Here is a 22,731-nt window from a genome sequence, read left to right as displayed (position 1 = left end):
GGTGCCGGTGGGCGCCCCGGGGCGGCGGGGGGTGGAGGGGCGGCGGGCCATCACGCCTCGGGCTCCCCCGCGTCGGTGACGGGAGCGTCCAGCGTGGCCAGGAGCTGCGGGGTGGTCTCGACGACGTCGCCGGCGCCGAGCATCAGCAGCAGGTCGCCGGGACGGGCCGCGGCGCGGACGGAGGGGATCACGGCCCCGGCCTCGTCCAGCGGGGTCAGGGTGGGCTGGTGGGCGGTGATGGTGCGGGCGTCGACGCTCGGATCGGGGTCCTCGCGGGCGCCGTAGACGGGCATCACCCAGGCGAGGTCGGCGGCGGCGAGGGCCGCGGCGAACTCGGCGCCGAAGGCGCGGGTGCGGGAGTACAGGTGGGGCTGGAAGACGGCGAGCACCCGGCCCGGGCCGGGCTGCTGGGCGACGATGCCGCGGGCGGCCTCGAGGGTGGCGGCGACCTCGCGCGGGTGGTGGGCGTAGTCGTCCACCACGGTCACGCCGCCGACGGTGCCGGCCACGTCGAAGCGGCGGGAGGCCCCGGTGAAGGAGGCCATGCCGGCGGCCAGCAGGGCCGGGTCGGCGGCGGGCAGGGCGGCGGCGCAGGCGGCGAGCGCCCCGAGGGCGTTCAGCACGTTGTGGTGGCCGGCGACGGCGAGGCGCAGGGTGAGCGGGCCGCTCGGGGTGCGCAGCTCGGCGACGGTGCCGCCGGCTGCGGCGTCCTCCGCCCGCAGCTCCCAATCGGCGTCCGCGGCGGTGCCGTACTCCTGCACCGCGATGCCGCGGGCCCGTGCCCGCTCCCCCAGGGCGCGCGCCCCGGGATCGTCGGCGCAGACCACGAGGGTGCCGCCGGGCACGACCCGGTCGGCCAGGGCGTCGAAGCCGGCGATCAGCGTGGCCTCGTCGCCGTGGAAGTCGAGGTGGTCGGCCTCGAGGTTCGTGACCACGAGGGCGCGGGGCGCGAAGGCGAGGAAGGAGCCGTCGGACTCGTCGGCCTCGACCACGGCGGGCTGACGGTCGGCGTCGGCGGGCAGGCGCGTGCCCGGGGCGGACGCGGCGCCGAAGCCGGCGTTGCGGCCGAGGTCGGGCACGGCGGCGCCGAGGGCCCAGGCGGGGTCGGTGCCCGCGCCGCGCAAGGCGGTGACGGCCATCCCGGTGGTGGAGGTCTTGCCGTGGGTGCCGGCGACGGCGATCAGGGGCCGCTCCCCCAGCAGCCCGGCCAGGGCGGCGGCGCGGTGGATGACGGGGATGCCGCGTTCGCGGGCGGCGAGCAGCTCGGGGTTGTCGGCGCGCACTGCGGTGGAGACCACGACGAGGTCGCAGTCGGCGGGCAGCTGCGCCGCGTCGAAGCCGATCCCGATGGTGGCGCCGGCCTCCCGCAGCGGGCCGATGAACTGGCCGTCCTGCGAGTCGGAACCGGAGACGGCCAGGCCGGCCTCGAGGGCGAGCCGGGCCACGGCGGACATCCCGGCACCGCCGATGCGGATCACGTGGAGCGCGCGGGGCTCCTGCTCGGCGGGCCAGTCGGCGCGGGAGACCACCGGTCCCGGGGCGAGGATCGTGCGGGGCGCGATCGGGCCCGGGGACGCGGCATCGGAGCTCATGGGGCCACGGTAGTCGGCGCTCGCGAGGGCTCCGGTCAGGCGCGGCGTGCGGCGCTGATCACGATGTCGGCCATGACCTCGGCGGCGTCGGTGATGCCGAAGGCGCGGGAGGCCTCGGCCATCGCGGCGCGCCGCTGCTCGTCCTGCAGCAGGGGCAGCACGGTGGAGCGCAGGTAGGCGGCGTCCAGCTCGGCGTCGGGGATCATCAGGGCGCCGCCGGCGGCGACGACCTCCTCGCCGTTCAGGGCCTGCTCGCCGTTGCCGACGGGCAGGGGCACCAGCACCGCGGGCAGGCCGACGGCGGTCAGTTCGCAGACGGTGCCGGCGCCGGAGCGGGTCAGCGCCAGGTCGGCGGCGGCGTAGGCGTCCTCCATCGCGTGGACGTACTCCACGACGTGGTAGCCCTCGCGGGCCGTCAGACCCTCGGCCTTGCCGCGGCCGGTGATGTGCAGGATCTGGGTGCCGGCGGCCAGGAAGTCCGCGGCGGCCTCGGAGACCTGGGCGTTCAGCCGCTGGGCGCCGAGGGAGCCGCCGGTCACGAGCAGCACGGGGCGCTCCGGGTCCAGGCCGAGCCGTTCCCTGGCCTCGGGGCGGCGGGCCTCGCGGTCCAGGTGGGCGACGGCCTCGCGCATGGGCATGCCGATGCGGCGGGCGCCGCGCAGGCTGGAGCCGGGGAAGGCGGTGAGCACGGCCTCGGCGCGGCGGGCGCCGAGGCGGTTGGCCAGGCCGGGGCGACGGTTGGCCTCGTGCACCACCAGCGGGGTGCGGCTCGCGGCGGCGGCGAGGTAGGCCGGCGGGCAGACGTAGCCGCCGAAGCCGGCGACCACGTCGATGTCGCGCTCGCGCAGCAGGCCGCGGACCTCGCGCAGGGTGGCCCCGAAGCGGGCGGGGAAGCGCAGGGCGGCACCGTTCGGGCGGCGCGGGAAGGGCACCTTCTCGATGGTGACCAGCTCGTAGCCGGCGGCGGGCACGAGGTCGGCCTCGAGCCCGTCGGCGGTGCCGAGCACGAGCACCTCGGCCTCGGGGGCGCGGCGGGAGATCCGGTCGGCGGTGGCCAGCAGCGGGGAGACGTGGCCGGCGCTGCCGCCTCCGGCGAGCAGGACTCGGGGGGTCATCGGCGTCCCTTCGGGGGTCGGGGCGAGCGGTCGGCGGTCCGGGCCGCGCCGCGGCGGGCGGCGGAACGTCGGCGGGAGCGCCTGGAGCGCTGCGGGGCGGGGGTGTCGCGCGGGGCGGGCAGCACGGTGGCGGAGCTGCGCACGGCGCCCATGCGCGCGGTGATGGCCTCCTGGGCGCCCGGTTCGTGGCGGGCGAAGGAGAGCAGCACGCCGAGGGCGGCCATCGAGGCCAGCAGCGCGGAGCCGCCGGCGGAGATGAAGGGCAGGGGCACGCCGATCACGGGCAACAGGCCGGTCACCACCATCATGTTCACGAAGGCCTGGCCGATGATCCAGCAGCTGATCCCGGCCACCGTGATCTGCATGAAGTGGTCGTCGATGCGGGTGATCATGCGGAACAGCAGGAAGGCGAGGGCGGCGAAGAGCAGCACCACGGAGAGCGTGCCCAGCAGGCCCAGCTCCTCCCCGATGATCGCGAAGATGTAGTCGTCCTCGGCGGCGGGCAGGCGGCCCCATTTCTGGCGGCTCTGGCCGAGGCCCACGCCCCACCAGCCGCCGCCGGCGAGGCCCATCAGGCCCTGGGTGGACTGGTAGCAGCTGTCGCCCTCGCAGGTGCCCTGCAGCCAGTTCTCGATGCGGCCCATGCGGTTGGAGCTGGTGATGGTCAGGGCGATCACGCCGAGCAGTCCGGCGCCGCCGGCCAGCAGGAACCAGCGGCGGGGCACCCCGGCGACCCAGACGGCGCCGGCGACGAGCATGCACATCACCAGGGTGGTGCCGAGGTCGTGGCCCCAGACGACGAGGACGAGGGCGAGGAGCACCCCGGGCACCAGCGGCACGATGAGGTGGAAGGGCTTGTGCAGCAGGGGGCGCTTGGTGGAGAGGACCGCGCCGATCCAGACCGCGAGCGCGAGCTTGAGGAACTCGGAGGGCTGCATGCGCTGCCCGGCGATCTGGATCCAGTTGCGGTTGCCGTCGACGTCGACGCCGAGCGGGGTGTGCACGAGCATCTGCAGGGCGAGGCCGAACAGCAGCAGCGGCCAGGCGGCCTTGCGGTAGAAGCTCGGGGGCAGGCAGGCGGCGACCACCAGCAACACCAGGCCGGCGACGGCGAAGGTGCCCTGGCGGATCAGGCCCGCGTAGCCGGAGTCGCCGCGGGCGATGTTCAGCACCGAGGAGGAGGACAGCACCATCACCAGGCCGATGCCGATCAGCAGCGCGCCGACGACGATGAGGCCGTAGAAGTCCAGCGCCGGGGACCGCAGCCAGCTGCCGAGGCCGGAGCGCACGCGCCCGGAGATGTCCCCGAGCGGCTGCTGCTCCTCCTCGGGCCGCACCACACGGGTGGAGCGGCGGCTGTCCTGCATGGTCATCGGGAGGCTCCTGGCAGTCGGGACACGGCCGCCGCGAACAGCTCCCCCCGTTCCGCGTAGTTGCGGAACTGGTCGATGGAGGCCGCGGCGGGTGCCAGCAGCACCACGTCCCCGGGGGCGGCCAGCGCGTGGGCGCGGGCCACCGCCTCCTCCATCAGCCGTTCGCGTCCGGCGACCTCGCCAGTGTCGCCCGGGTCGATGCGGGCGACGGGGACATCGGGGGCGTGTCGGCGAAGGGCCTCCTCGAAGGGGCTCGCGTCCACGCCGAGCAGCACCACCCCGGCGAGGCGAGCGGCAGCATCGGCGACCAGCGGCTCCACGTCCGCGCCCTTGGTGTCGCCGCCGGCGATCCAGACGATGCGTTCGGCGGCGGCGAGGGAGGCCCGGGCGGCGGCGGGGTTGGTGGCCTTGGTGTCGTCCACGTAGGCCACCTCCCCGACGCGGCCCAGCAGCTCGGCGCGGTGGCGGCCCATGCGGTAGCCGCGCAGGCCTTCGCGCACGGCGGCGGGCTCGACGCCGTGGGCGCGGGCCAGGGCCGCGGCGGCCAGCGCGTCGAGCACCACGTGCGGCGGGGCGCCTTCGGGGCCCAGGTGGGCGAGGTCCTCGAGGGAGGCGAGCTCGGCGGCCTGGGTGCGGCGCTCGGCGAGGAAGGCGCGGTCCACCAGCAGCCCGTCGACCACGCCCAGCTCGGAGAGGCCGGGGGCGCCGAGGCCGATGCCGATGGCGCGGGCGCCCTCGACCACGTCGGCCACCTCGACCAGCGACATCGTCACGGGGTCGCCGGCGGTGTAGACGCAGGCGCGGGAGACGCCCTCGTAGATGCGGCCCTTGGCGGCGGCGTAGGCCTCGGCCCCGCCGTGCCAGTCCAGGTGGTCGTCGCTCACGTTCAGCACCACGGCGGACTCGCAGTCCAGGTGCTCGGTCCAGTGCAGCTGGAAGCTGGACAGCTCGATCGCGAGCGCCTCGAAGCCCTCGGGGTCCAGGGCGGCCTCGATCACCGGCAGGCCGACGTTGCCGCAGGCCACGGCGCGCAGCCCGGCGGCCTGCAGGATCGACTCGAGCATGGTGACGGTGGTGGTCTTGCCGTTGGTGCCGGTGATGCCGAGCCAGGCGGGGCCGTCCGGCGCCTGCATGCGGCGGGCCAGCTCGATCTCGCTCCACACGGGGATCCCGGCGGCGGCGGCCGCGGCGAGCAGGGGCTGCTCGGGGCGCCAGCCGGGCGAGGTGACCACCAGGTCGATCTCGCGGTCGGCGGGGAGGGCGGCGGTGTGCTCGGCGCCGAGGCGCACCTCGACGCCGAGGACCTCGAGGATGCGGGCGCGCTCGCGCAGCTCCTCGCCCTGCCCGGCGTCGACGACGAGCACCCGGGCCCCGCGCTGCATGGTCTGGTCGGCGACCGCGTAGCCGGAGACACCGAAGCCGGCCACCAGGATGCGCACGCCGGCGACGTCCAGGCCGGGCCAGGGACGGTCCTGGACCGGGGTGGTGGGGTCGGAGCCGTGCTGCGGGGCGGTCACGAGGTGACCCACGGCAGCGCGTCGAGGTAGAAGAAGCCGAGGCCCACGCCGGCCAGGACGCCCGCGACGATCCAGAAGCGGACCACGATGGTGACCTCGTTCCAGCCCTTCAGCTCGAAGTGGTGCTGCAGCGGGGCCATGCGGAACACGCGTTTGCCGGTCGCCTTGAAGCTGGCCACCTGGATGATCACGGACAGCGAGATCGCGACGAAGAGGCCGCCGATGATGGCGCCGAGCACCTGGGTGTGGGTGACGATGGTCAGGCCCGCCAGGGCGCCGCCGAGGGCGAGGGAGCCGGTGTCGCCCATGAAGATCTTGGCCGGGGAGGTGTTCCACCACAGGAAGCCGACCAGGGAGCCCATGATCGCGGCGCACAGCACGGCGGTGTCCATCGGGTCGCGGGCGTCGTAGCAGTGGACCAGGCCGCCGGCCTCGAGGTCGATGTTGCAGACCTGCCGCCACTGCCAGAAGGAGATGATCAGGTAGGCGGCGGTGAAGATGATGGTGGCGCCGCTGGCGAGGCCGTCGAGCCCGTCGGTGAGGTTCACGCCGTTGGACCAGGCGGCCACCAGGAAGTTCGCCCAGACGGCGAAGAGGATGATGCCGACCACGGTGCCGCCGAAGGCGAGGTCCAGCCAGGGGATGTCCCGCACGAAGGAGATCTGGGTGCTGGCCGGGGTGTTCCCGCCGTCGTCCGGGAAGAACAGGGCGAGCACGGCGAAGGCGGTGGCCACGAGGAACTGGCCGATCAGCTTCTGGTGCGGGCGCAGGCCCAGGCTGCGCTGGCGGGAGATCTTGATGTAGTCGTCGAGGAAGCCGACGACGCCGAGCCCGACCATGAGGAACAGCACCAGCAGCACGGTGACGCTGGGCAGGCTGGGGCTCGGCGGCACCGCGTGGGCGATGCCGTAGGCCAGCACGGTCGACAGGATGATGGCGACGCCACCCATGGTGGGGGTGCCGCGCTTGGTGGCGTGCGAAGTCGGTCCGTCGTCGCGGATGAACTGGCCGTAGCCGCGCTTGACCAGCAGGCGGATGTACAGCGGGGTGCCGAACAGCGACAGGATCAAGCCGGCGGCGCCGGCGATGATGATCGGGATCATCCCTGCTCTCCTCCGTCCGAGGGGCGCTGGGGCCCGGCGTCCTGCGCGAGGTGTTCGAGCAGGGGTCGTGCGAGCTGCCGCAGACCGGCATCCCGAGACGACTTCAGCAGCACCACGTCCCCGGGCGCCACGGTCCGTTCTAGCACAGCGAGGGCCTCCTCGACGGTGTCGAGGTACTCCGACTCCCCGCCGAAGCTGCCCTCCAGACTGGCGCCGTGGTGCATCGGGGCGGCGCCCTCCCCCACCACGTAGAGCTGGGAGATGTTCAGCCGGACGGCGAGGCGCCCGATCTCGTCGTGCAGTCGCGCGGAGTCGGGGCCGAGCTCGCGCATCTCCCCCAGCACGGCGATGGTGCGGTGTCCGCGGCCGAGGTGGGCGAGGGTCTTCAGGGCCAGCCGCATCGCATCGGGGTTGGCGTTGTAGGCGTCGTTGATCACGAGGACGTCCCCGGCGCGCTCGGCCTCCATGCGCTGCCCGGAGGCGAGCGTGGCGCCCTCCAGGGCGGCGGCCGCGGCGGCCGGCTCGGCGCCGGCCAGCAGGGCGCCGGTGAGGGCGGCCAGGACGTTGCCGGCCTGGTGCTCGCCCAGCAGGTCGGGGCGCACGGGGACGCTGCCGGCGGGCACGGCCGAGCCGTCGAGCCGGGTGAGGCCCTCGGGCACGGTGAGGGTGAAGGTGATGCGGGCCTCGGCGTCGAGGTCGAGCTGCTCGCCGCGGACGTCGCCGGAGGACAGCCCCCAGGTGACCACGGGCGCCTCGGTGCGGGAGGCCATCGCGGCCACGCGCGGGTCCTCGGCGTTCAGCACGGCGCGGCCGGTGGCGGGCAGCGCCTCGACCAGCTCGCCCTTGGCGCGGGCGATGGCCTCGACGCTGCCGAACTCGCCGAGGTGGGCGCTGCCCACGTTCAGGACCAGGGAGATGTCGGGGCGGGCGATGTCGGTGAGGTGGCGGATGTGGCCGACGCCGCGGGCGCCCATCTCGAGCACCAGGAAGCGGGTGTCGGGGGTCAGGCGCAGCACGGTCAGCGGCAGGCCGAGCTCGTTGTTGAAGCTGCCGGCGGGGGCGATGGTGGGGCCGATCCCGGACAGCACGAGGCCGAGCAGGTCCTTGGTGGAGGTCTTGCCGGCGCTGCCGGTGACGGCGAGCACGACCGGCGGCTCCGCGGCGGCGCGGGCGCGCTCGATCTGCTCGCGGGCGAGGTCGGAGAGGGCCTGCTGGACGTCGGCGACGCGCACGGCCGGCATCCCGACGTCGTCCCGGGTGACCAGGGCGAGGGCCGCGCCGGCGGCGGAGGCGGCCGCGAGGTAGTCGTGGCCGTCGACGTGCTCGCCGGCGAAGGCGGCGAAGAGGTCGCCGGGCTCGACGGCACGGGAGTCGATGCGGGCCTCGCCGGTGACGGTCTCGTCCCCGCTGGCGCCGCCGACGAGGCTGCCGCCGGTGGTCTCGGCGATCTGTCGGGCCGTGGTCTGGAACATGTCAGCGTCCTCCGTCCGCGTCGCTGCCACCGCTCGCGGCGAGGGCTTCGCGCAGTCGCAGGCGGTCATCGAACGCATGGACGATACCGCCGATGGTCTGTCCGGTCTCCGCGCCCTTGCCCGCGACCAGGATGGTGTCACCCACGTCGGCCAGCTCCGCGGCCAGGTCGATGGCGGCGCCGCGGCCGTCGACCACGTGCACCACGGCCGCGGTGTCGGCCGGGACCCCGGCGCGGACCTGCTCGCGGATGCTCGCGGGGTCCTCGCTGCGGGGGTTGTCGTCGGTGATGATGACCACGTCGGAGCCGCGGGCGGCGACCTCCCCCATCACGGGCCGCTTGCCGCGGTCGCGGTCTCCGCCGGCGCCCATCACGGTGAGGATGCGGCGGGTGCCGGGCACGGCGCGGAGGGTGTCCAGGGCCTGCTGCAGGGCGTCGGGGGTGTGGGAGTAGTCCACGACGCCGCGGACGGGCGCGGTGGCGACCTGCTCCATCCGGCCGGGCACGGTGCCGGCGTGGCCGATGGCCGCGTCGACCTCGGGGCCGCGGACGCCGACGATCTCGAGCAGCAGGGAGGCGGCGAGCGCGTTGGCGACGTAGTGGCGACCGGGCAGGGCGGCGGCCAGGGGCCGCGAGTCCTCGGGGCCCTGCACGGTGAAGCCGGTGCCGAAGCCGTCCGGGCGCAGGTCCACCGCACGGTGGTCGGCGGCGATGCCCGTCGTGGAGTAGGTGGTCACGGGGATCTCGGCCTCGCGGGCCAGGCGACGGCCCCATTCGTCGTCCACGCACACCACGCCGCGGGAGGCATGGGCCGGGGTGAACAGGCGGCGCTTGGCGAGGTAGTACTCCTCCATCGTGCCGTGGAAGTCGAGGTGGTCCTGGCTGAGATTGGTGAAGCAGGCGGCGTCGACCACCACCCCGTCGGCCCGGTGCAGCACGAGGGCGTGGGAGGAGATCTCCATCGAGGCGATCCGCACCCCGTCCTCAGCCATGCGGGCCAGCAGGCCGTGCAGCTCCGGGGACTCGGGGGTGGTGCGGACGGTGCCGATGACGTGCTCGGCGCCCGCGGGGTCGCGGTAGAGGGTGCCGGAGGTGCCGACCACGCCGGCGGGCACCCCGAGGTGCTCCAGCACGGCGGTGACGATGGTGGTCACCGAGGTCTTGCCGTTGGTGCCGGTGACCCCGATCGTGGCCAGCTTCGCGGCGGGCTCGCCGTACACGGTCGCGGCGGCGGTGGCGGTGTCCCGGCGCGGGTCCTCGACCACGAGCACCGGCAGGCCGGCCTCGCGGCAGCGGGCGGCACCGGCATCGTCGGTGAGGGCCGCGGCGGCGCCGAGGGAGGCGGCCTGGGCGGCGAAGTCGGCGCCATGGGCGTTGGCCCCGGGCAGGGCGCACCACAGGTCCCCGGGGCGCACGGCCCGCGAGTCCAGGGTGACGCCGGTGAGGTGCACGTCCACGTCCGGAGCGGGGGCACCGAGGAGGCGGGCGAGGGCGGCCGCGTCGACGCCCTGGGGGCTCTCGGGACGCGGCGGCTCCGTGACGGGGGCGCTCACCACTCGTTCTCCAGCTCGCGGCCGGGCACGCCGGTGGGGGCGATGCCCTGGTTCTGCAGCGCGAAGGTCATCACGTCCGAGAACGCCGGGGCGGCGGCGCGGGTGCCGGAGATGAAGGTGTTCAGGCCGAAGAGGTAGACGCCGACGACGAGCTGCGGGTCGTCGGCCAGGGCGACGCCGATGAAGGAGGAGGTGTAGGTGCCGTCGGGCACCTCGGCGGTGCCGGACTTGCCGCCCACGGCGTAGCCCTCGACCCGGGCCCCGGACTCCTCGTCGTCGATGTTGTTGTCCATCATCGCGAGGATCTCGTCGGCGGTCTCCGCGGAGACCGCGCGCGTCCGCTCGGGCTTCTCGACGGGGCTGATCGAGCCGTCGTCCTCCCGCACCCCGGCGACGATCTGCGGCTGCACCCGCACCCCGTCGTTGGCGAAGGCGCCGATGGCGGAGACCATCTGCAGCGCGGTCACGGAGTAGCCCTGGCCGAAGGAGGTGGTGTAGCGGGTGCGGCCGGTCCAGTCCTCGGCCGGGCGCACGATGCCGGCGGACTCGCCGGGCAGGCCCACGTCCGTGGTCTGGCCCAGCCCGAAGGCCATCAGGTAGTCGTACCGGGTCTCGGGGGTCATCGTCTCGGCGACCTGCACGGTGCCGGTGTTGGAGCTGTTCTTGAGGATCCCGGCCATGGTGAGCTGCTGGTCGGGGTGCGAGTGGGAATCCTTGATGCGCTCCCCGTTGAAGTCCATCGTGTAGGGGACCTCGTACTCGCTGTCGACCTCGGCGGTGCCCTCCTCGAGGGCGGCGGCCATGGTGAACAGCTTGCCGGTGGAACCGGGGTCGAAGACGCTGGAGACGGAGCGGATGCCGAGGTCCTCCGAGGAGGCGCTGCCCACGTCGTTGGGGTCGAAGGTGGGGGCATCGGCCAGGGCCAGCACCTCGCCGGTCTTCGGGTCGTAGACCACGGCGGCACCGCCGGTGGCGCCCCACTGGTCGATGGTGGCCTGCAGGACCTCCTGGGTCTTCCACTGCAGGTCCCGGTCGATGGTCAGCGCGAGGTCGGAGCCGTCGACGGCCTCGGTGGTGGTGCTGGGGGCGGTCGAGATGACCTGCCCGCCGGCGCCCTGCTCGTAGGTCATCTCGCCGTCGGTGCCGGCGAGGACGTCGTCGTAGGTGAGCTCGGCGCCGCCCAGGGCGGTGCCGTCGGCGCCGACGTAGCCGAGGACGTTGCCGCCCACGGAGCCGGCCGGGTAGATGCGGTCGGCCACCCGGTCCCCGCCGATGCCGGGGATGTCCAGGGAGAGCACCGCGTTGCGCACGGCCGGCTCGACGTTCTTCTCCAGGTACTTGAACTGGTCGTCGCCGGTGAGGACCTCCGTGGTCTCCTCGACGGTCCAGCCCAGCACGGGCGCGAGGTCCTCGGCGGCGGCCTCGACGCCCTTGACGTCGGTGGAGGTCCAGTTCTCCTTGTAGGAGGTGACCTGGACCTGGTTCACCCAGAGGTCGTAGCGCTCCACGGAGCTGGCCAGCACGGTGCCGTCACGGTCGGTGATGTCGCCGCGCAGGGCGGTGATGGGCCGGGTCACGGAGCGCTGCTCGTAGGCCTCCTGGGCGAGGGCCTGGGAGTTCAGCCCCTGCACCCACAACAGGCGACCGGAGAGCGCGAGCACGGCGACCATGATCATGGCCAGCACGAGGCGGTGGCGGACCTTCGGGGCGCCGAGGCCGGAGCGGCGGGGGCGACGACCGCCGGGGCCTCCGCCGCGGGCGGGGCGGGGACGCGGCGCGGCACCGTCGCGGGATGCCCGGCTGCGCGTCTGCCGCCCGCGGGAGGACTGGCTGCGGGGTCGCTGCGCGCCGCCGCCGCCGCGACCGCCCGCGGATGCTCGCGTCGATCGACGGGGGGTGGCCACTGTCAGACTCCCTCGTTGCCCATGCCGTGGTAGGTGCTGGGCTGATCGTAGATCTGGGCGGGCGGCACGGCGGTCTCCGCGCTCGGCGTGTCGGCATCGGCGGCCGCGGCGGCCTGCTCGGTCTCCCCCATCACGGTGCCGGACTCGAGGTCGATGTAGGCGGGATCGGTGACCGGCACCATGCCGAGCTCCCGGGCCTGCTTCTCGAGCTCCTGGGGGGTGCCCAGGCGCTCGTCGGTCTCGGCGAGGGCCTGCTGCTCCTCGGTGAGGCGCTGCGACTGGCCCTGCAGGCGGGTGATCTCGTAGCTGGCGTCCGACATCTGGATGCTGAGGGTGAGCAGCGTGGCGAGGGTGGCGACCACGATCAGCGTGCACAGCGCCACGAAGGGCAGCGGGCTGGTGCGCGTGCGGGGCTTGGCGAGGACCGTCAGGCGCGGACGCGGGGACCGGACGGTCTGCGGCCCGCGGACGGGACGGACCGCGGTCGCGCGGACGGCGGAGGTGCTGGCCATGTCAGTGTGCTCTCTCGGCGGTGCGGGTGCGGGTCAGGGCGCGCAGGCGGACGCTGGCCGCGCGCGGGTTGCGCTCTCGCTCCTCGGGGTCCGCCTGAAGGGCGCCCCGGACGAGCGGAGTGAACGTGGGGCGGTGTTCCTCGAGCTCGACCGGGAAGCCGACCGGCGCGCTGGACCGGGTCCGGCGGCCGAAGGCGGATTTCACGATTCGGTCTTCTCCGGAATGGTAGGACTCCACGACGATGCGGCCGTGGAGGCTCAGCGTGTCGAGGGCGCCGTCGAGGGCGCGGGTGAGGATCTCGAGCTCCTCGTTCACCGCGATCCGCAGCGCCTGGAAGCTGCGCTTGGCGGGGTGTCCCCCGGTGGCGCGGGAGGCGGCGGGGATGGCCTGCTCGACGAGCTCGACGAGGTCGCCGCTGCGCAGCAGCGGGCGCGCGGCCCGGCGCTCCACCACCCGGCGGGCGATGCGGCGGGCGAAGCGCTCGTCGCCGTAGACGTGCAGGATGCGGGAGATCTCGGCCTCGGGGAGCGTGGCCAGCAGGTCGGCAGCGGTGGGCCCCTGGGAGGAGGTGTCCATGCGCATGTCCAACGCGGCGTCGGCCACGTAGGAGAAGCCGCGCTCGGGGGTGTCGATCTGGAAGCTGGACAGGCCGAGGTCCATGATCACGCCGTCGACCGCCTCGATGCCGAGGTCGGCGAGCACGGCCGGGATCTCGTCATAGGTGGCGTGCACGAGGGTGGCGCGCTCGGCGTGTCCCGCCCGGGCGATGCGCTCGCGGGCCAGCTCGAGGGCCTGCGGGTCGCGGTCGATGCCGATCAGGTGGGCCTCGGGGGCCGCCTCGAGCACGGCGAGCGCGTGGCCGCCCATGCCGAGGGTCGCGTCGACGTGGATCGCGCCGGGATGCTGCAGCGCGGGGGCGAGCAGTTCGACGCAGGTGTCCAGGAGGACGGGGAGGTGGCGGTCCGCGGTGGTGATCGCCTCGGGGGTCACCGCCTCGCTGGGCGTCGTGGGTGACGTGGCGTCCTCGGTCATCGTTCCCCCTCCCCTGGTGTCGTGCCGGTCGTGCTGGTCGTGCTGGTGATGCGCGGTGGCGGGCCGCCCCTGCGGTCCCGGTCGGGGCCGTCCTGCCAGATATCCCGTCGTTCCCGACCCGCCACCGGGGAAGTTGCGTCGGGGCGGGAACGACGAGAGACCTCGCGGGACGGAATCCGTCCGGGAGCCTCAGAACAGACCGGGAACCACCTCTTCCGCGGTCTGGGCGAAGCCCTCCTCCTTCTGCTCGAGGTAGGTCTCCCAGGCCGGGTAGGACCAGATCTCGAGCCGATCGAGCGCGCCGATGACGGCGCATTCCCGGTCCAGGTCCGCGTAGGAACGCAGGTGGCCAGGGATCGTGATGCGGCCCTGCTTGTCCGGGATGACGTCCTCCGCACCGGACAGCAGCACGCGCAGGTAGTCGCGGGTGCGCTGATCGGTGGTCGGCGCCCGACGGGCCTCCTCGAGCTTCTGGCGGAACTCCTGGATCGGGTACACCGCGATGCAGTGCTCCTGACCCCGGGTCATCACCAGTCCCCCGGCGAGGTCGTCACGGAACTTCGCAGGGAAGATCAGGCGGCCCTTCTCGTCGAGCTTGGGCGTGAAGGTGCCGAGGAACATCCCGACCCCCTTCTGCTGCCGTCACTCCCGATCCGAACCGATCTCCTCCCTACGCCCTCCACTTTACCCCACTACTCCCCACCCCGCACGGGGAACACCGCGATTCCGGGGGATCTGAGCAAGGAACTAGCAGGTCAGAGCAGTGGGTGTGATGTGGAGGGGATTTCGCGTCCCGCGTCGCTGCCGTCGACACCGACGGGCGCCCGGCGCACCCTGCTCTTCCCCACCCTCATTCGTTGCCGCAGGTCAGTGCGCCGGAGACGGGATGGGGGTGCGGGGTGGGGGGAGGGGGAGGGATCCGGTGGAGGGAAGTGGGGGGCTGGGAGGAGCCTGTGGACGGCGGAGGCCGGGGGCCGACATCGAGAGCGGGGGCTCGGGCGGTGGCAGGGGTCAGGACGACGGAGGGGGCCGGGCGGCGCTGAGGGTCCGGGCGGCGGTCGGGGTCCGGACACAGCAGGACGCCCCGACCCTCAAGGGGTCGGGGCGTCCTGGAGGTGGTGGGCCGGGCGGCTCAGCGCCGGGTGTCGGGGCCGGAGCGCTTCTCCCAGCGCTCCTCCATGCGGCGCATGAAGGCGCCGCCGTCGCCCTTGGGGGCGCCGGGGCCGCCATGGCCCCCGCCCCCGCCGCCCTGGCCGGTGTCGCCGGTGGATCGGGTGGGGGTGGTGACCGCGTAGACGGCGCCCGCGAGCATCAGCAGGAAGGCGATCACGCCGAGCCAGATGGCCGGCAGGGAGACCGCGAAGACGAGCAGCACGAGCCCGAGGAGGACCCCACCCAGGCCCAGCAGGATCCGGCGGCCGCTGCGGCGCGGCCCCCGCCGCGGCGCGAAGGCCCGCGCGAGGCGCGGGTCATCGGCGAAGAGCTGACGCTCCATCTCGTCGAGCATCTTCTGCTCGTGCTCCGACAGCGGCATGATCCCGCTCCTTGTCCCCGTTGCCTCACGCCCCAGGGGGCGTCTCCGCCGCACGTCCGTGTACGTCCGTCCCGTACCTCTGCCTCCGTCGGCGGTGCGACAAGTCTAGTGCGCCGTGCGGGGGGATGGGAACCGCTGGGGGCCGCTCACAGCAGCCGCCCCTGGGCTTCGTCATCGCCGGCGGGGGCGGAGTGCCCGTCGGGACCGGCGTCGCGCCGCGGGAGCTCACCGGGACGCAGCGGGGCGTCACCCTGTCCGCCCTGGTCATCGTGCCCCTGCGCGGAGCGCGACGGAGCGCCGTCCGCAGCGGCCGCGCCGCCGCGGAGGGTGGAGCCGCGCCCGAGGCTCGTGGACCCGAAGCGGTCCAGCGCGCGGTCCATCGCCTCCTCCAGGTCGTGCCAGCCGGCCGTCCGACCGGTCAGCTCCTGCTGCGGGGTGGCGGCGGAGGTGGAGAGGAGATGGGCGGCCCGCACACCGGCCAGCCGGACCCGGGGCATCGCGGGGCGCTCGCGCTCCCAGAGGGCGACGACATGCTCGCGCAGCCGCTCCCCGGTGTCAGTGGGCTGGGCGAAGGTGGAGGACCGGGTGCGCGTGGTGCCGTCCGGGGAGCGCAGCTTGAGCACCACGGTGCGGGCGAGCAGCCGCTGGCGCCGCAGCTGGCGGGCGGTCTCGTCGGCCATGCGGGTGAGGCGGCGCCGCACCTCGGCAGGATCGGTGAGGTCCTCGTCCCAGGTGCGCTCGGTGCCCAGGGAGCGGTCCCGCACGAGGGTGCCGAGGCCGGTGCGGTCGCTGCCGTCCGCGAGGCGCGCGACCTCGGGGGCGCGGGGGCCGAGCACCCGCGCGAGCGGACCGGGCGGCAGCTCGCGCAGCTGGCCGACGGTGTGCACGCCGAGGCGTTCGAGCCCGGCGACGGCCTTGGGGCCGATGCCGGAGATGACCGAGACGGGCAGGGGGGCCAGGAAGGCCGCGGTGTCCGCCGCCGGGACGATCAGCATCCCGTCGGGCTTGGCCCGGGCGGAGGCGATCTTCGCCACCGCCCGGGAGACGGAGCCGCCCACCGAGCTGGGCAGGCCGAGCTCCTCGCGGATGCGGCCGCGCAGCAGGGCCCCGATCTGCTCGGGCCCGCCGAAGAGCCGCCGGGCGGGGCGCACGTCCAGGAACGCCTCGTCGACGCTGATCTGCTCGATGTCGGCGACCACGGTGCGCAGCAGGTCCATCACCTGCACCGAGACCTCGCGGTAGCGGTCGATGCGGGGCGGGACGATCACGAGGTCCGGAGCGAGCCGTCGCGCGGTGGCTATCGCCATCGCGGAACGGATGCCGCGGGTGCGGGCCGGGTAGCTGGCCGCGGCGACCACCCCGCGGGCGCCGGAACCGCCCACCACCACGGGTCGACCGCGGAGCGCGGGGTCGTCACGGATCTCGACGGAGGCGAAGAAGGCGTCCATGTCGAGGTGCAGGATGCCGGGCACCTCCGGCTCGCCACGCTCCGGACCGGCGGCGGGGCCGGGGCGTGCGGGACCGGACTCGCTCATGCGTGCTCCCTCCGCTCCCCGGGGAGACCCCGGACTGCTGTGCTGGCTCTCGTGCTGCCGCCTCGGCACTGTACCGGCGCGGCCTCAGCCGCTCAGGGCGACCATCGCCGCGGGCAGGTCCGAGAGGATCTCCTCGCGCACACGGGCGAGGTGCGCGGACGTGTCGTGGAGATGGCGCCGGAGCAGCTCCGGGTCGGGCCGGGCCGCGGGGTCCCGGTCCAGCCGGTCGCGCTCGCGCACCAGCTCGTGGATCTGCTCGGCGCGCTCGCGGGCGGGGCCGCCGAGGCGGTCGAGCGCGGTCCAGACGTTCAGGGGCAGCTTCCGGCGCCGCTCCCGGTTGGCACGGGTCACCAGCACCCCCGCGCCACGGAGGGCCGCGCGATGGGTCAGCTCGAAGGCCGACCGGGGATCGCTCGCCTGCGCGGCGCGGGCACGGGCCAGCAGCGCCTCGGCGCGCTGCAGATCGGCCTGGTCCGCATCGAAGCGCGCGAGGGCGCCGCGGCGGGAGGCGACGGGAGCCGCTCCTCCGCGGGAGGCACGCCGGGGCGCCGTGGGGCGGGGTGCCGGCAGGGTGGGCTGGACGGGACGGGACGCGGGGATGGTGGTCATGGCTCCTCCTTCGTCCGGGGTGCCGAGCGGCCGCTGCGCGGGGTGCGGAGCCGTCGCCGCTCGTCGTGGTGCCCACGCTAGGCAGGGGGTCCGACGAACGAGCGCGGGTGCCCTCCCGGAGGACGATCCCCCGGTGGGGAGGGACCGCCCTCCCCACCGCTCCCTCGTCCCCGGACGATGCCCGGGGCGGGACTCCCTAGAGTGGGACGATGCCCCGCCGCGACCGTCCCCGCTCCTACGCCCCGACCGAGGCCTTCCCCCGGCTCGGCCCCGTGGACACCGCGATCCCCACCTCCACGGGCAGCGTGCGCCTGATCCGCGAGAGCGACGGCTCCGTGCTGCTCGAGGTCAACGGCGTCCCCTCCTCCCAGCAGCACCCGGACCCCGCCCACCTCGTCTTCGAGTACATGCGCTGGATGGCGCTGGTGGTCGGGCTGCACCTGGAGCGCGAGGAGGTCCGGGCGGCCCTCGCGACCTCCCCCGCCCCGCTGGAGATCGCCCATCTGGGCGGCGGGGGCTGCTCGCTCCCCCGTGCCCTGGCGGCCACGCATCCCGCCGCCCGGCAGCTCGTCGTCGAGCTGGACGGACAGCTGGCCGAGCTCGTGCGCACCTGGTTCGAGCTGCCGCGCTCCCCCCGGCTGCGGATCCGGGTGGACGACGCCGCCGAGGCCCTCGCCGCCTGGCGGGAAGACCGCTTCGAGGTGCTGATCCGCGACGTCTTCGCCGGGGACCGCACCCCGGCGGAGCTGATCACCCAGGAGACGGCCCGCCAGGCCGACCGGGTGCTGCGGCCCGGAGGGATCTACCTGGCCAACTGCGCGGCCCCACCCGGGTCGGGGATGATCGCCGCCGAGATCGCGACCCTGGCGGAGGTCTTCGCACACGTCGGGGTGATCGCCGAACCGGCCCACCTGGGCAACAAGCGCCGCAGCAACGCCGTGCTGCTGGCCTCGCAGGAGCCGCTGCCGGAGGGGGTGGACCGGGCTCTGCGCTCGGATGCGGTCTCGGTGCGCCTGGCCCCGCGGGACCAGGTGGAGAACCTGCGTCGCTCCGGTCAGGTGCTGCGGGCGGGGGCCTGAGCCCTGGTCCGCGCGCGGGCCGGACGGACGACGGGCCGGTCCGGGCGTGGCGCCCGGGACCGGCCCGTCGGGTGGATCCCTGCGGGATCGGAGTCGGAGAGGGTCAGAGCGGGCGGACCTGCTCGGCCTGCGGCCCCTTGTCCCCCTGCGTGACCTCGAACTCCACGCGCTGACCCTCGTCGAGAGAGCGGTAGCCGTCCATGTCGATCTTGGAGTGGTGCACGAACACGTCCGCGCCGCCCCCGTCGATCTCGATGAAGCCGTAGCCCTTCTCGGCGTTGAACCACTTGACCGAGCCCTGTGCCATACCTCTGTCACTTCCTGTGTCGTCCATCGTCGGCCGCGTTCGCGACCTCGGTGCCGCGCGACGCCGTCCCCCACATCTCACGGGTGGCATCAGGTGTGCCGTGCGTGGGGTGCCGGGGCACCGTCTCGACGGACCGTCCTGTGGGACCTGCATCACCGCAACACCCACATTCTGTCACCGGTGGTGGCGCTGTTCACACGAACCCCGGCACGGGGGCGTCACGAAGCAGTAACGGTCGTATAACACTCAACGGTGGAGGTCAGGGCCCGATGACGCCTCTCGGGGCCTGCCGCGGTCAGTGGTGGAGACTTCCACTGTCCAACGTGCCCGGTCACGACCGGGTCGGCGACTCCGGCCCCTCGCCGTCGCGGTCGGCGAGGAAGCGCTCGAAGCGATCGCCCAGCTCCTCGGCCGTGGGGAGGTCCATCGCGGTCGCGATCGACGACTCGTCCTCCTCGCGCGCCGCGTCGTACTGCTCCTCCAGGGCCGCGACGATCTGGCGCACCTCCCCGTTCTGCGACAGCGTGCCCTCCAGGGCGGTCCCGGCGGCATCGGTGAGGTCGCCGAGGGTCACCAGCGGCAGGTCGAGCTCCGCGGCGCCGCTGACCCGGCGCAGCAGGGCGAGAGCGGCGGCCGGGAAGTCCGTGCGCGTGAGGTAGTGGGGCACCTGCGCGGCGTAGCCCATCGCGGCGTGACCGGCGTGGCCGAGCTCGACCTCGAGCAGGGAGCCGAAGCCGGCGGGCACGACGATCTCGGCCTCATCCTCGGGAGGCACCGACCCCTCAGGGGGCTGCAGTTCGGTGCGCTCCAGCAGGGAGGGGTCGTTGGCGTGCGCGAACAGGCCGATGGGCCGGGTGTGGGGCACGGCCATCGGCACCGCCTGCATGCCCACCACGCGACGCACCCCGAAGTACTCGACGAGGTCGATGAGGGCCTGGGAGAGCCGCTGCCACTGCAGGTCCGGCTCGGGGCCGTCCAGGAACAGGAAGGGGCGGTCGGCCTCGTCGTACATCAGGGACAGCCGCAGCGAAGGGATGTCGACGCTGCGGTAGGAGACGCCGTCGAACACGGCCTGGGGTCGCGAGCCCCGGTAGTCCAGCAGCTCGTCGATGTCGAAGGTGACCAGCGGCAGGTGGCGCAGCTCGTCGCGCAGGTAGGTGGCGGCGATCCGGCAGGCGTTGCCCGCATCGACCATCCCCGGCAGCGCGTGCACGAGGGTCAGGTCCTCCCGCGGCACCGCGGCGAGCACCTCGGCATCCTCGAAGGTGTACAGGTCACGCGGGTCTCGCATCACCCTCTCCTTCCGTGGCGGGCCGGATGTCACGCACACCCAGGCCCGTCCACCATAATGGACCACCGCGTTCCGCCGTCCGGGCCGGGCCCGGAGCGGACGCCCGCAGCATCCGCACGTGGGGGGAGCAGGTCCGTGGACGAGTCCGAGCAGCAGATCAGCCGTGAGATCGCGCGGGAGCAGGACCATGCCGACCGGCTCTACCACCGCCTCGACGAGCTGATCGAGCAGGTGCAGGCCAACCTCACCGGGGTGCAGGCCTCCCAGCACGCCTCGACCCACCAGAACCGCTCGGAGCGGGACTCCTTCCTGGCGCTGTACGAGGACCGCCTCGCGCTGCTGCGCTCCGTCAGCCAGAACGTCGTCTTCGGCCGCCTGGACACCGAGGACGAGGCCCGGCGCTACATCGGCCGCATCGGCCTGTTCACCGCGGACCGCGAGCAGCTGCTGGTGGACTGGCGCGCCCCCGCCGCGGCGGCGTTCTACCAGGCGACCAGCGCGGACCCCCAGGGCGTGCGTCTGCGCCGGCACCTGATCAGCCGCGGCCGAACCGTGGTGGGCCTCGAGGACGACGTGCTGGACTCCTCCGTGCTGGAGGGCGCCGAGGACGTGGTGCTGCAGGGCGAGGGCGCGCTGCTGGCGGCCGTCTCCGGGCAGCGCACCGGCCGCATGGGCGACATCGTCGCCACCATCCAGGCGGAGCAGGACCGCATCATCCGTTCCGACAACCGCGGCGTGATGGTGGTGCAGGGGGGACCCGGCACCGGCAAGACCGCCGTCGCGCTGCACCGCGCCGCCTACCTGCTCTACACCCACCGGCGCCGCCTGGAGCACACGGGCGTGCTGATCATGGCCCCCACCGAGGGCTTCCTGCACTACATCGAGCGCGTGCTGCCGAGCCTCGGCGAGTCCGGCGTGGTGATGATGACGCCGGGCACGCTGTTCCCCGGCGTGGAGACCACCCGGCACGACGCCCCGGCCGTGGCCCGGGCGAAGGGTGACGCCGCGATGGCCGAGCTGCTCTCGCGCGCCGTCAAGCAACGCCAGCAGGTGCCCGAGCAGGACGTGCCGCTGCGGATCGACGGGATCCCGCTGCGCCTGAGCCGGGGGGACCTGCGCGCCGCCCGCCGCGAGGCCCGCGCCACGCATCGCCCCCACAACGACGCCCGCACCGTGTTCGTGCGCGCGGCCCTGGACCGGCTGGTGGAACGGTACGAGACGGCGCTGCGGGCGCACGGCCGCACCGTGGTGCCCGAGGACCGCCCGGACCTGCTCGCCGATCTGCGCCATGACCCCACGGTGCGACGGACGCTGAACCTGGCCTGGCTCCCCTACACCCCGCAGGGCTTCCTGCGGGTGCTGCTCTCCCGCCCCGAGCGTCTGCGCGAGGCCGCGCCCCGGGACCTCGCGGGACAGGTCGAGCGGCTGGTGCGGGACAAGGACGCCCCCTGGACGGTGGAGGACGTGCCGCTGCTGGACGAGGTGGCCGAGCTGCTCGGGGAGGACTCCGCCCCCGAGGAGGCCCGCGCCCGCGACGCCGCCGAGCGCCGCGCGGCCGACGTGGACTACGCCCGCAGGGTGCTGGAGAACGTCGACACCTCGGGCATCGTGCGCGCCGAGGACCTGGCCGACCAGGTGACGCGGGTGCGCGACGGCCGGACGCTGGCCGAGCGGGCCTCCGCGGAGCGCGGATGGACCTACGGCCACGTGGTGGTCGACGAGGCACAGGAGCACTCGGCGATGAGCTGGCGCGCCCTGATGCGCCGCTGCCCCACCAAGTCCTTCACGGTGGTGGGGGACGTCGCCCAGACCTCCTCGGCCGCCGGCCCGGGCTCCTGGGAGCGGGCGCTGGCCCCGCACGTCCAGGACCGGGTGCAGATCGAGCACCTGACGGTCAACTACCGCACCCCGGCGCGGATCATGGACCGGGCGCTGGCGATGGCCGCCGCCCACGACCTCCCCGTCACCGCCGTCACCTCGGTGCGCGAGGGCGAGGAGGATCCGATGCTGCGGCGCACGGAGCCCGCCCGGATCGCGGAGGACACCGCCGCGATGGTGGCGGGCCTGCACGCCGAGGAGGTGGGCCGCATCGCGGTGATCGCGGATCCCGCCCGGGAGCCGGAGCTGCTGGCGGCGATCCGCGAGGCGCTGCCGGGCATCCGCATCGGCACCGGATCCGCCGGTGTGGACGACGAGGTCGCCGTGATGGGGCCGCAGGACGCCAAGGGCCTCGAGTTCGACGCGGTCGTCCTCGCGGAGCCCGCCGAGATCCTTCAGCGGCACGGCGCCGGAGACCTCTACGTGGCGATGACCCGGCCCACCCGGCACCTCGGTGCGGTCCATGCGGCGGCGCTGCCGGCCGGCATGTCCGAGGCCCCGATCGCCGCCTGACCTCGGGCGGCGGTCTTCTCCGGAGACGGGGAGCAGACAGGGAACGGCGGCCGTGGCTTCCCCTCCACGACCGCCGTCCGATCGTGCGCTGCAAGAGCGCACGATGGGTATCTTAGCCACATCCGCAGGCGTCCCGGACCACTGTCCACCGCGCCCGTGAGGCACCCCTCGCGCCCCCTGCCCGGGGTCAGCTCGCAGTGCTGGTCTCCGCGCCCTGCTCCCGCAGCCGCTGGATGGCGGCCTCGAAGTCGTCGAGGCTGTCGAAGGAGCGGTAGACGCTCGCGAAGCGCAGGTAGGCCACGAGGTCGAGGTCCTGCAGGGGCTGCAGGATGGCCAGGCCCACGCCGTGGGCGTCGATCTCGGCCTGGCCGCTGGCGCGGATGTCCTCCTCCACGCGCTGGGCGAGCACGGCGAGCTGGTCGTCGGTGACCGGACGTCCCTGGCAGGCCTTGCGCACGCCGGAGATCACCTTGGCGCGGCTGAAGGGTTCGCTGACCCCGGAGCGCTTGATGACGGCGAGCGAGGCGGTCTCGCTGGTGGAGAACCGCCGCGAGCAGTTCGGGCACTGGCGACGGCGACGGATCGTGGAGCCGTCGTCGGAGGTGCGGGAGTCCACGACCCGGGAATCGGGGTGGCGGCAGAACGGGCAGTGCATGGGCCCCAGGGTACCGCCGACGCCCTCCCCGCCGATCCGTGCTGGGGACGGGGCGGTGCGGCGGGAAGGGCGCGGGTCGATTCGGTGGGCGGGGGTGGTGATCACGAGCCGACCGGGAGCGCCGCGGAGCGTGCGGGGGCGAGCGCGACGCGGGACG

Annotated in this window: 19 protein-coding genes; 2 read left to right on the top strand and 17 right to left on the bottom strand. The window is 74.4% G+C overall.

The genetic code is table 11. The features are described from left to right. Nucleotides 1–50 precede the first annotated feature (50 nt). The 14 genes from murC to OM98_RS07760 form a co-directional block, all read right to left on the bottom strand. Nucleotides 51–1,592 (bottom strand): UDP-N-acetylmuramate--L-alanine ligase, encoded by a 1,542-nt coding sequence (gene murC / locus OM98_RS07825; protein ID WP_010534054.1) that lies wholly within the window; start codon nt 1,590–1,592, stop codon nt 51–53. Nucleotides 1,593–1,627: 35 nt separating this feature from the next. Beyond that, nucleotides 1,628–2,707: an undecaprenyldiphospho-muramoylpentapeptide beta-N-acetylglucosaminyltransferase gene (gene murG, locus OM98_RS07820; protein WP_010534053.1), complete on the bottom strand. Its 1,080-nt coding sequence runs from the start codon at nt 2,705–2,707 to the stop codon at nt 1,628–1,630. Beyond that, nucleotides 2,704–4,080 carry a putative lipid II flippase FtsW gene (gene ftsW, locus OM98_RS07815; RefSeq protein WP_010534052.1) on the bottom strand — a complete coding sequence of 459 codons (1,377 nt, stop codon included), beginning with the start codon at nt 4,078–4,080 and terminating at the stop codon, nt 2,704–2,706. The genes murG and ftsW overlap by 4 nt, the downstream gene beginning before the upstream one ends. Next, a complete protein-coding gene (murD, locus tag OM98_RS07810; RefSeq protein ID WP_033195111.1) occupies nt 4,077–5,597 on the bottom strand; it encodes a UDP-N-acetylmuramoyl-L-alanine--D-glutamate ligase in 1,521 nt (506 codons plus the stop codon). The genes ftsW and murD overlap by 4 nt, the downstream gene beginning before the upstream one ends. Beyond that, nucleotides 5,594–6,700: a phospho-N-acetylmuramoyl-pentapeptide-transferase gene (mraY, locus tag OM98_RS07805; protein ID WP_010534050.1), complete on the bottom strand. Its 1,107-nt coding sequence runs from the start codon at nt 6,698–6,700 to the stop codon at nt 5,594–5,596. Before mraY ends, murD begins: the two co-directional genes overlap by 4 nt. Next, nucleotides 6,697–8,172 (bottom strand): UDP-N-acetylmuramoyl-tripeptide--D-alanyl-D-alanine ligase, encoded by a 1,476-nt coding sequence (locus OM98_RS07800; protein WP_010534049.1) that lies wholly within the window; start codon nt 8,170–8,172, stop codon nt 6,697–6,699. The genes mraY and OM98_RS07800 overlap by 4 nt, the downstream gene beginning before the upstream one ends. Nucleotide 8,173: 1 nt before the next feature. Then, nucleotides 8,174–9,727 carry a UDP-N-acetylmuramoyl-L-alanyl-D-glutamate--2,6-diaminopimelate ligase gene (locus OM98_RS07795; protein ID WP_010534048.1) on the bottom strand — a complete coding sequence of 518 codons (1,554 nt, stop codon included), beginning with the start codon at nt 9,725–9,727 and terminating at the stop codon, nt 8,174–8,176. Continuing rightward, nucleotides 9,721–11,628, bottom strand: coding sequence for a peptidoglycan D,D-transpeptidase FtsI family protein (locus OM98_RS07790; protein ID WP_245528750.1), 1,908 nt, complete (start codon nt 11,626–11,628; stop codon nt 9,721–9,723). The genes OM98_RS07795 and OM98_RS07790 overlap by 7 nt, the downstream gene beginning before the upstream one ends. A gap of 2 nt (nt 11,629–11,630) precedes the next feature. Beyond that, nucleotides 11,631–12,140, bottom strand: coding sequence for a cell division protein FtsL (gene ftsL / locus OM98_RS07785; protein WP_010534046.1), 510 nt, complete (start codon nt 12,138–12,140; stop codon nt 11,631–11,633). A 1-nt stretch (nt 12,141) separates the two neighbouring features. Beyond that, nucleotides 12,142–13,173 carry a 16S rRNA (cytosine(1402)-N(4))-methyltransferase RsmH gene (gene rsmH / locus OM98_RS07780; protein WP_010534045.1) on the bottom strand — a complete coding sequence of 344 codons (1,032 nt, stop codon included), beginning with the start codon at nt 13,171–13,173 and terminating at the stop codon, nt 12,142–12,144. Nucleotides 13,174–13,362: 189 nt separating this feature from the next. After that, nucleotides 13,363–13,794 carry a division/cell wall cluster transcriptional repressor MraZ gene (gene mraZ / locus OM98_RS07775; protein WP_010534044.1) on the bottom strand — a complete coding sequence of 144 codons (432 nt, stop codon included), beginning with the start codon at nt 13,792–13,794 and terminating at the stop codon, nt 13,363–13,365. 511 nt (nt 13,795–14,305) lie between these two features. Continuing rightward, nucleotides 14,306–14,707, bottom strand: a complete 402-nt coding sequence (locus OM98_RS07770; RefSeq protein ID WP_010534043.1) for a DUF3040 domain-containing protein — start codon at nt 14,705–14,707, stop codon at nt 14,306–14,308. Nucleotides 14,708–14,853: 146 nt separating this feature from the next. Continuing rightward, nucleotides 14,854–16,242, bottom strand: coding sequence for a DNA polymerase IV (gene dinB / locus OM98_RS07765; RefSeq protein WP_010534042.1), 1,389 nt, complete (start codon nt 16,240–16,242; stop codon nt 14,854–14,856). An 84-nt stretch (nt 16,243–16,326) separates the two neighbouring features. Next, nucleotides 16,327–16,851 (bottom strand): SAV_6107 family HEPN domain-containing protein, encoded by a 525-nt coding sequence (locus OM98_RS07760; RefSeq protein ID WP_010534041.1) that lies wholly within the window; start codon nt 16,849–16,851, stop codon nt 16,327–16,329. Nucleotides 16,852–17,060: 209 nt separating this feature from the next. Here OM98_RS07760 and OM98_RS07755 point away from each other — a divergent pair, with 209 nt between their 5' ends. Further along, a complete protein-coding gene (locus OM98_RS07755; RefSeq protein ID WP_010534040.1) occupies nt 17,061–17,930 on the top strand; it encodes a spermidine synthase in 870 nt (289 codons plus the stop codon). Between the two features lie 103 nt (nt 17,931–18,033). On the opposite strand, the gene OM98_RS07750 is transcribed toward OM98_RS07755, so the two are convergent. After that, complete coding sequence (locus OM98_RS07750; protein WP_010534039.1) at nt 18,034–18,237, bottom strand: cold-shock protein; 204 nt, start codon at nt 18,235–18,237, stop codon at nt 18,034–18,036. A gap of 331 nt (nt 18,238–18,568) precedes the next feature. Beyond that, nucleotides 18,569–19,528: a proteasome assembly chaperone family protein gene (locus tag OM98_RS07745; protein WP_010534038.1), complete on the bottom strand. Its 960-nt coding sequence runs from the start codon at nt 19,526–19,528 to the stop codon at nt 18,569–18,571. 135 nt (nt 19,529–19,663) lie between these two features. Between OM98_RS07745 and OM98_RS07740 the strand changes: the two genes are divergently transcribed. After that, nucleotides 19,664–21,919, top strand: coding sequence for a HelD family protein (locus OM98_RS07740; RefSeq protein ID WP_010534037.1), 2,256 nt, complete (start codon nt 19,664–19,666; stop codon nt 21,917–21,919). A 187-nt stretch (nt 21,920–22,106) separates the two neighbouring features. Here the strand turns inward: OM98_RS07740 and nrdR are convergent, their stop codons facing one another. Further along, a complete protein-coding gene (gene nrdR / locus OM98_RS07735) occupies nt 22,107–22,574 on the bottom strand; it encodes a transcriptional regulator NrdR (RefSeq protein ID WP_010534036.1) in 468 nt (155 codons plus the stop codon). Between the last annotated feature and the right edge of the window lie 157 nt (nt 22,575–22,731).

Source organism: Brachybacterium squillarum M-6-3 (genome assembly GCF_000225825.1).
In the GTDB taxonomy this organism is placed as follows: Bacteria; Actinomycetota; Actinomycetes; order Actinomycetales; family Dermabacteraceae; genus Brachybacterium; species Brachybacterium squillarum.
This window is presented reverse-complemented; position numbering and strand designations above follow the sequence as displayed.

Bases quoted from the DNA above. Each gene is read 5' to 3' on its own strand.
- OM98_RS07745 (WP_010534038.1), bottom strand. From the start codon at position 19,528: ATGCGAGACCCGCGTGACCTGTACACCTTCGAGGATGCCGAGGTGCTC.
- OM98_RS07760 (WP_010534041.1), bottom strand. From the start codon at position 16,851: ATGACCACCATCCCCGCGTCCCGTCCCGTCCAGCCCACCCTGCCGGCA.
- murC (WP_010534054.1), bottom strand. From the start codon at position 1,592: ATGAGCTCCGATGCCGCGTCCCCGGGCCCGATCGCGCCCCGCACGATC.
- ftsW (WP_010534052.1), bottom strand. From the start codon at position 4,080: ATGACCATGCAGGACAGCCGCCGCTCCACCCGTGTGGTGCGGCCCGAG.
- mraY (WP_010534050.1), bottom strand. From the start codon at position 6,700: ATGATCCCGATCATCATCGCCGGCGCCGCCGGCTTGATCCTGTCGCTG.
- OM98_RS07770 (WP_010534043.1), bottom strand. From the start codon at position 14,707: ATGCCGCTGTCGGAGCACGAGCAGAAGATGCTCGACGAGATGGAGCGT.
- ftsL (WP_010534046.1), bottom strand. From the start codon at position 12,140: ATGGCCAGCACCTCCGCCGTCCGCGCGACCGCGGTCCGTCCCGTCCGC.
- OM98_RS07755 (WP_010534040.1), top strand. From the start codon at position 17,061: ATGCCCCGCCGCGACCGTCCCCGCTCCTACGCCCCGACCGAGGCCTTC.
- OM98_RS07750 (WP_010534039.1), bottom strand. From the start codon at position 18,237: ATGGCACAGGGCTCGGTCAAGTGGTTCAACGCCGAGAAGGGCTACGGC.
- mraZ (WP_010534044.1), bottom strand. From the start codon at position 13,794: ATGTTCCTCGGCACCTTCACGCCCAAGCTCGACGAGAAGGGCCGCCTG.
- rsmH (WP_010534045.1), bottom strand. From the start codon at position 13,173: ATGACCGAGGACGCCACGTCACCCACGACGCCCAGCGAGGCGGTGACC.
- OM98_RS07800 (WP_010534049.1), bottom strand. From the start codon at position 8,172: ATGTTCCAGACCACGGCCCGACAGATCGCCGAGACCACCGGCGGCAGC.
- nrdR (WP_010534036.1), bottom strand. From the start codon at position 22,574: ATGCACTGCCCGTTCTGCCGCCACCCCGATTCCCGGGTCGTGGACTCC.
- murG (WP_010534053.1), bottom strand. From the start codon at position 2,707: ATGACCCCCCGAGTCCTGCTCGCCGGAGGCGGCAGCGCCGGCCACGTC.
- dinB (WP_010534042.1), bottom strand. From the start codon at position 16,242: ATGAGCGAGTCCGGTCCCGCACGCCCCGGCCCCGCCGCCGGTCCGGAG.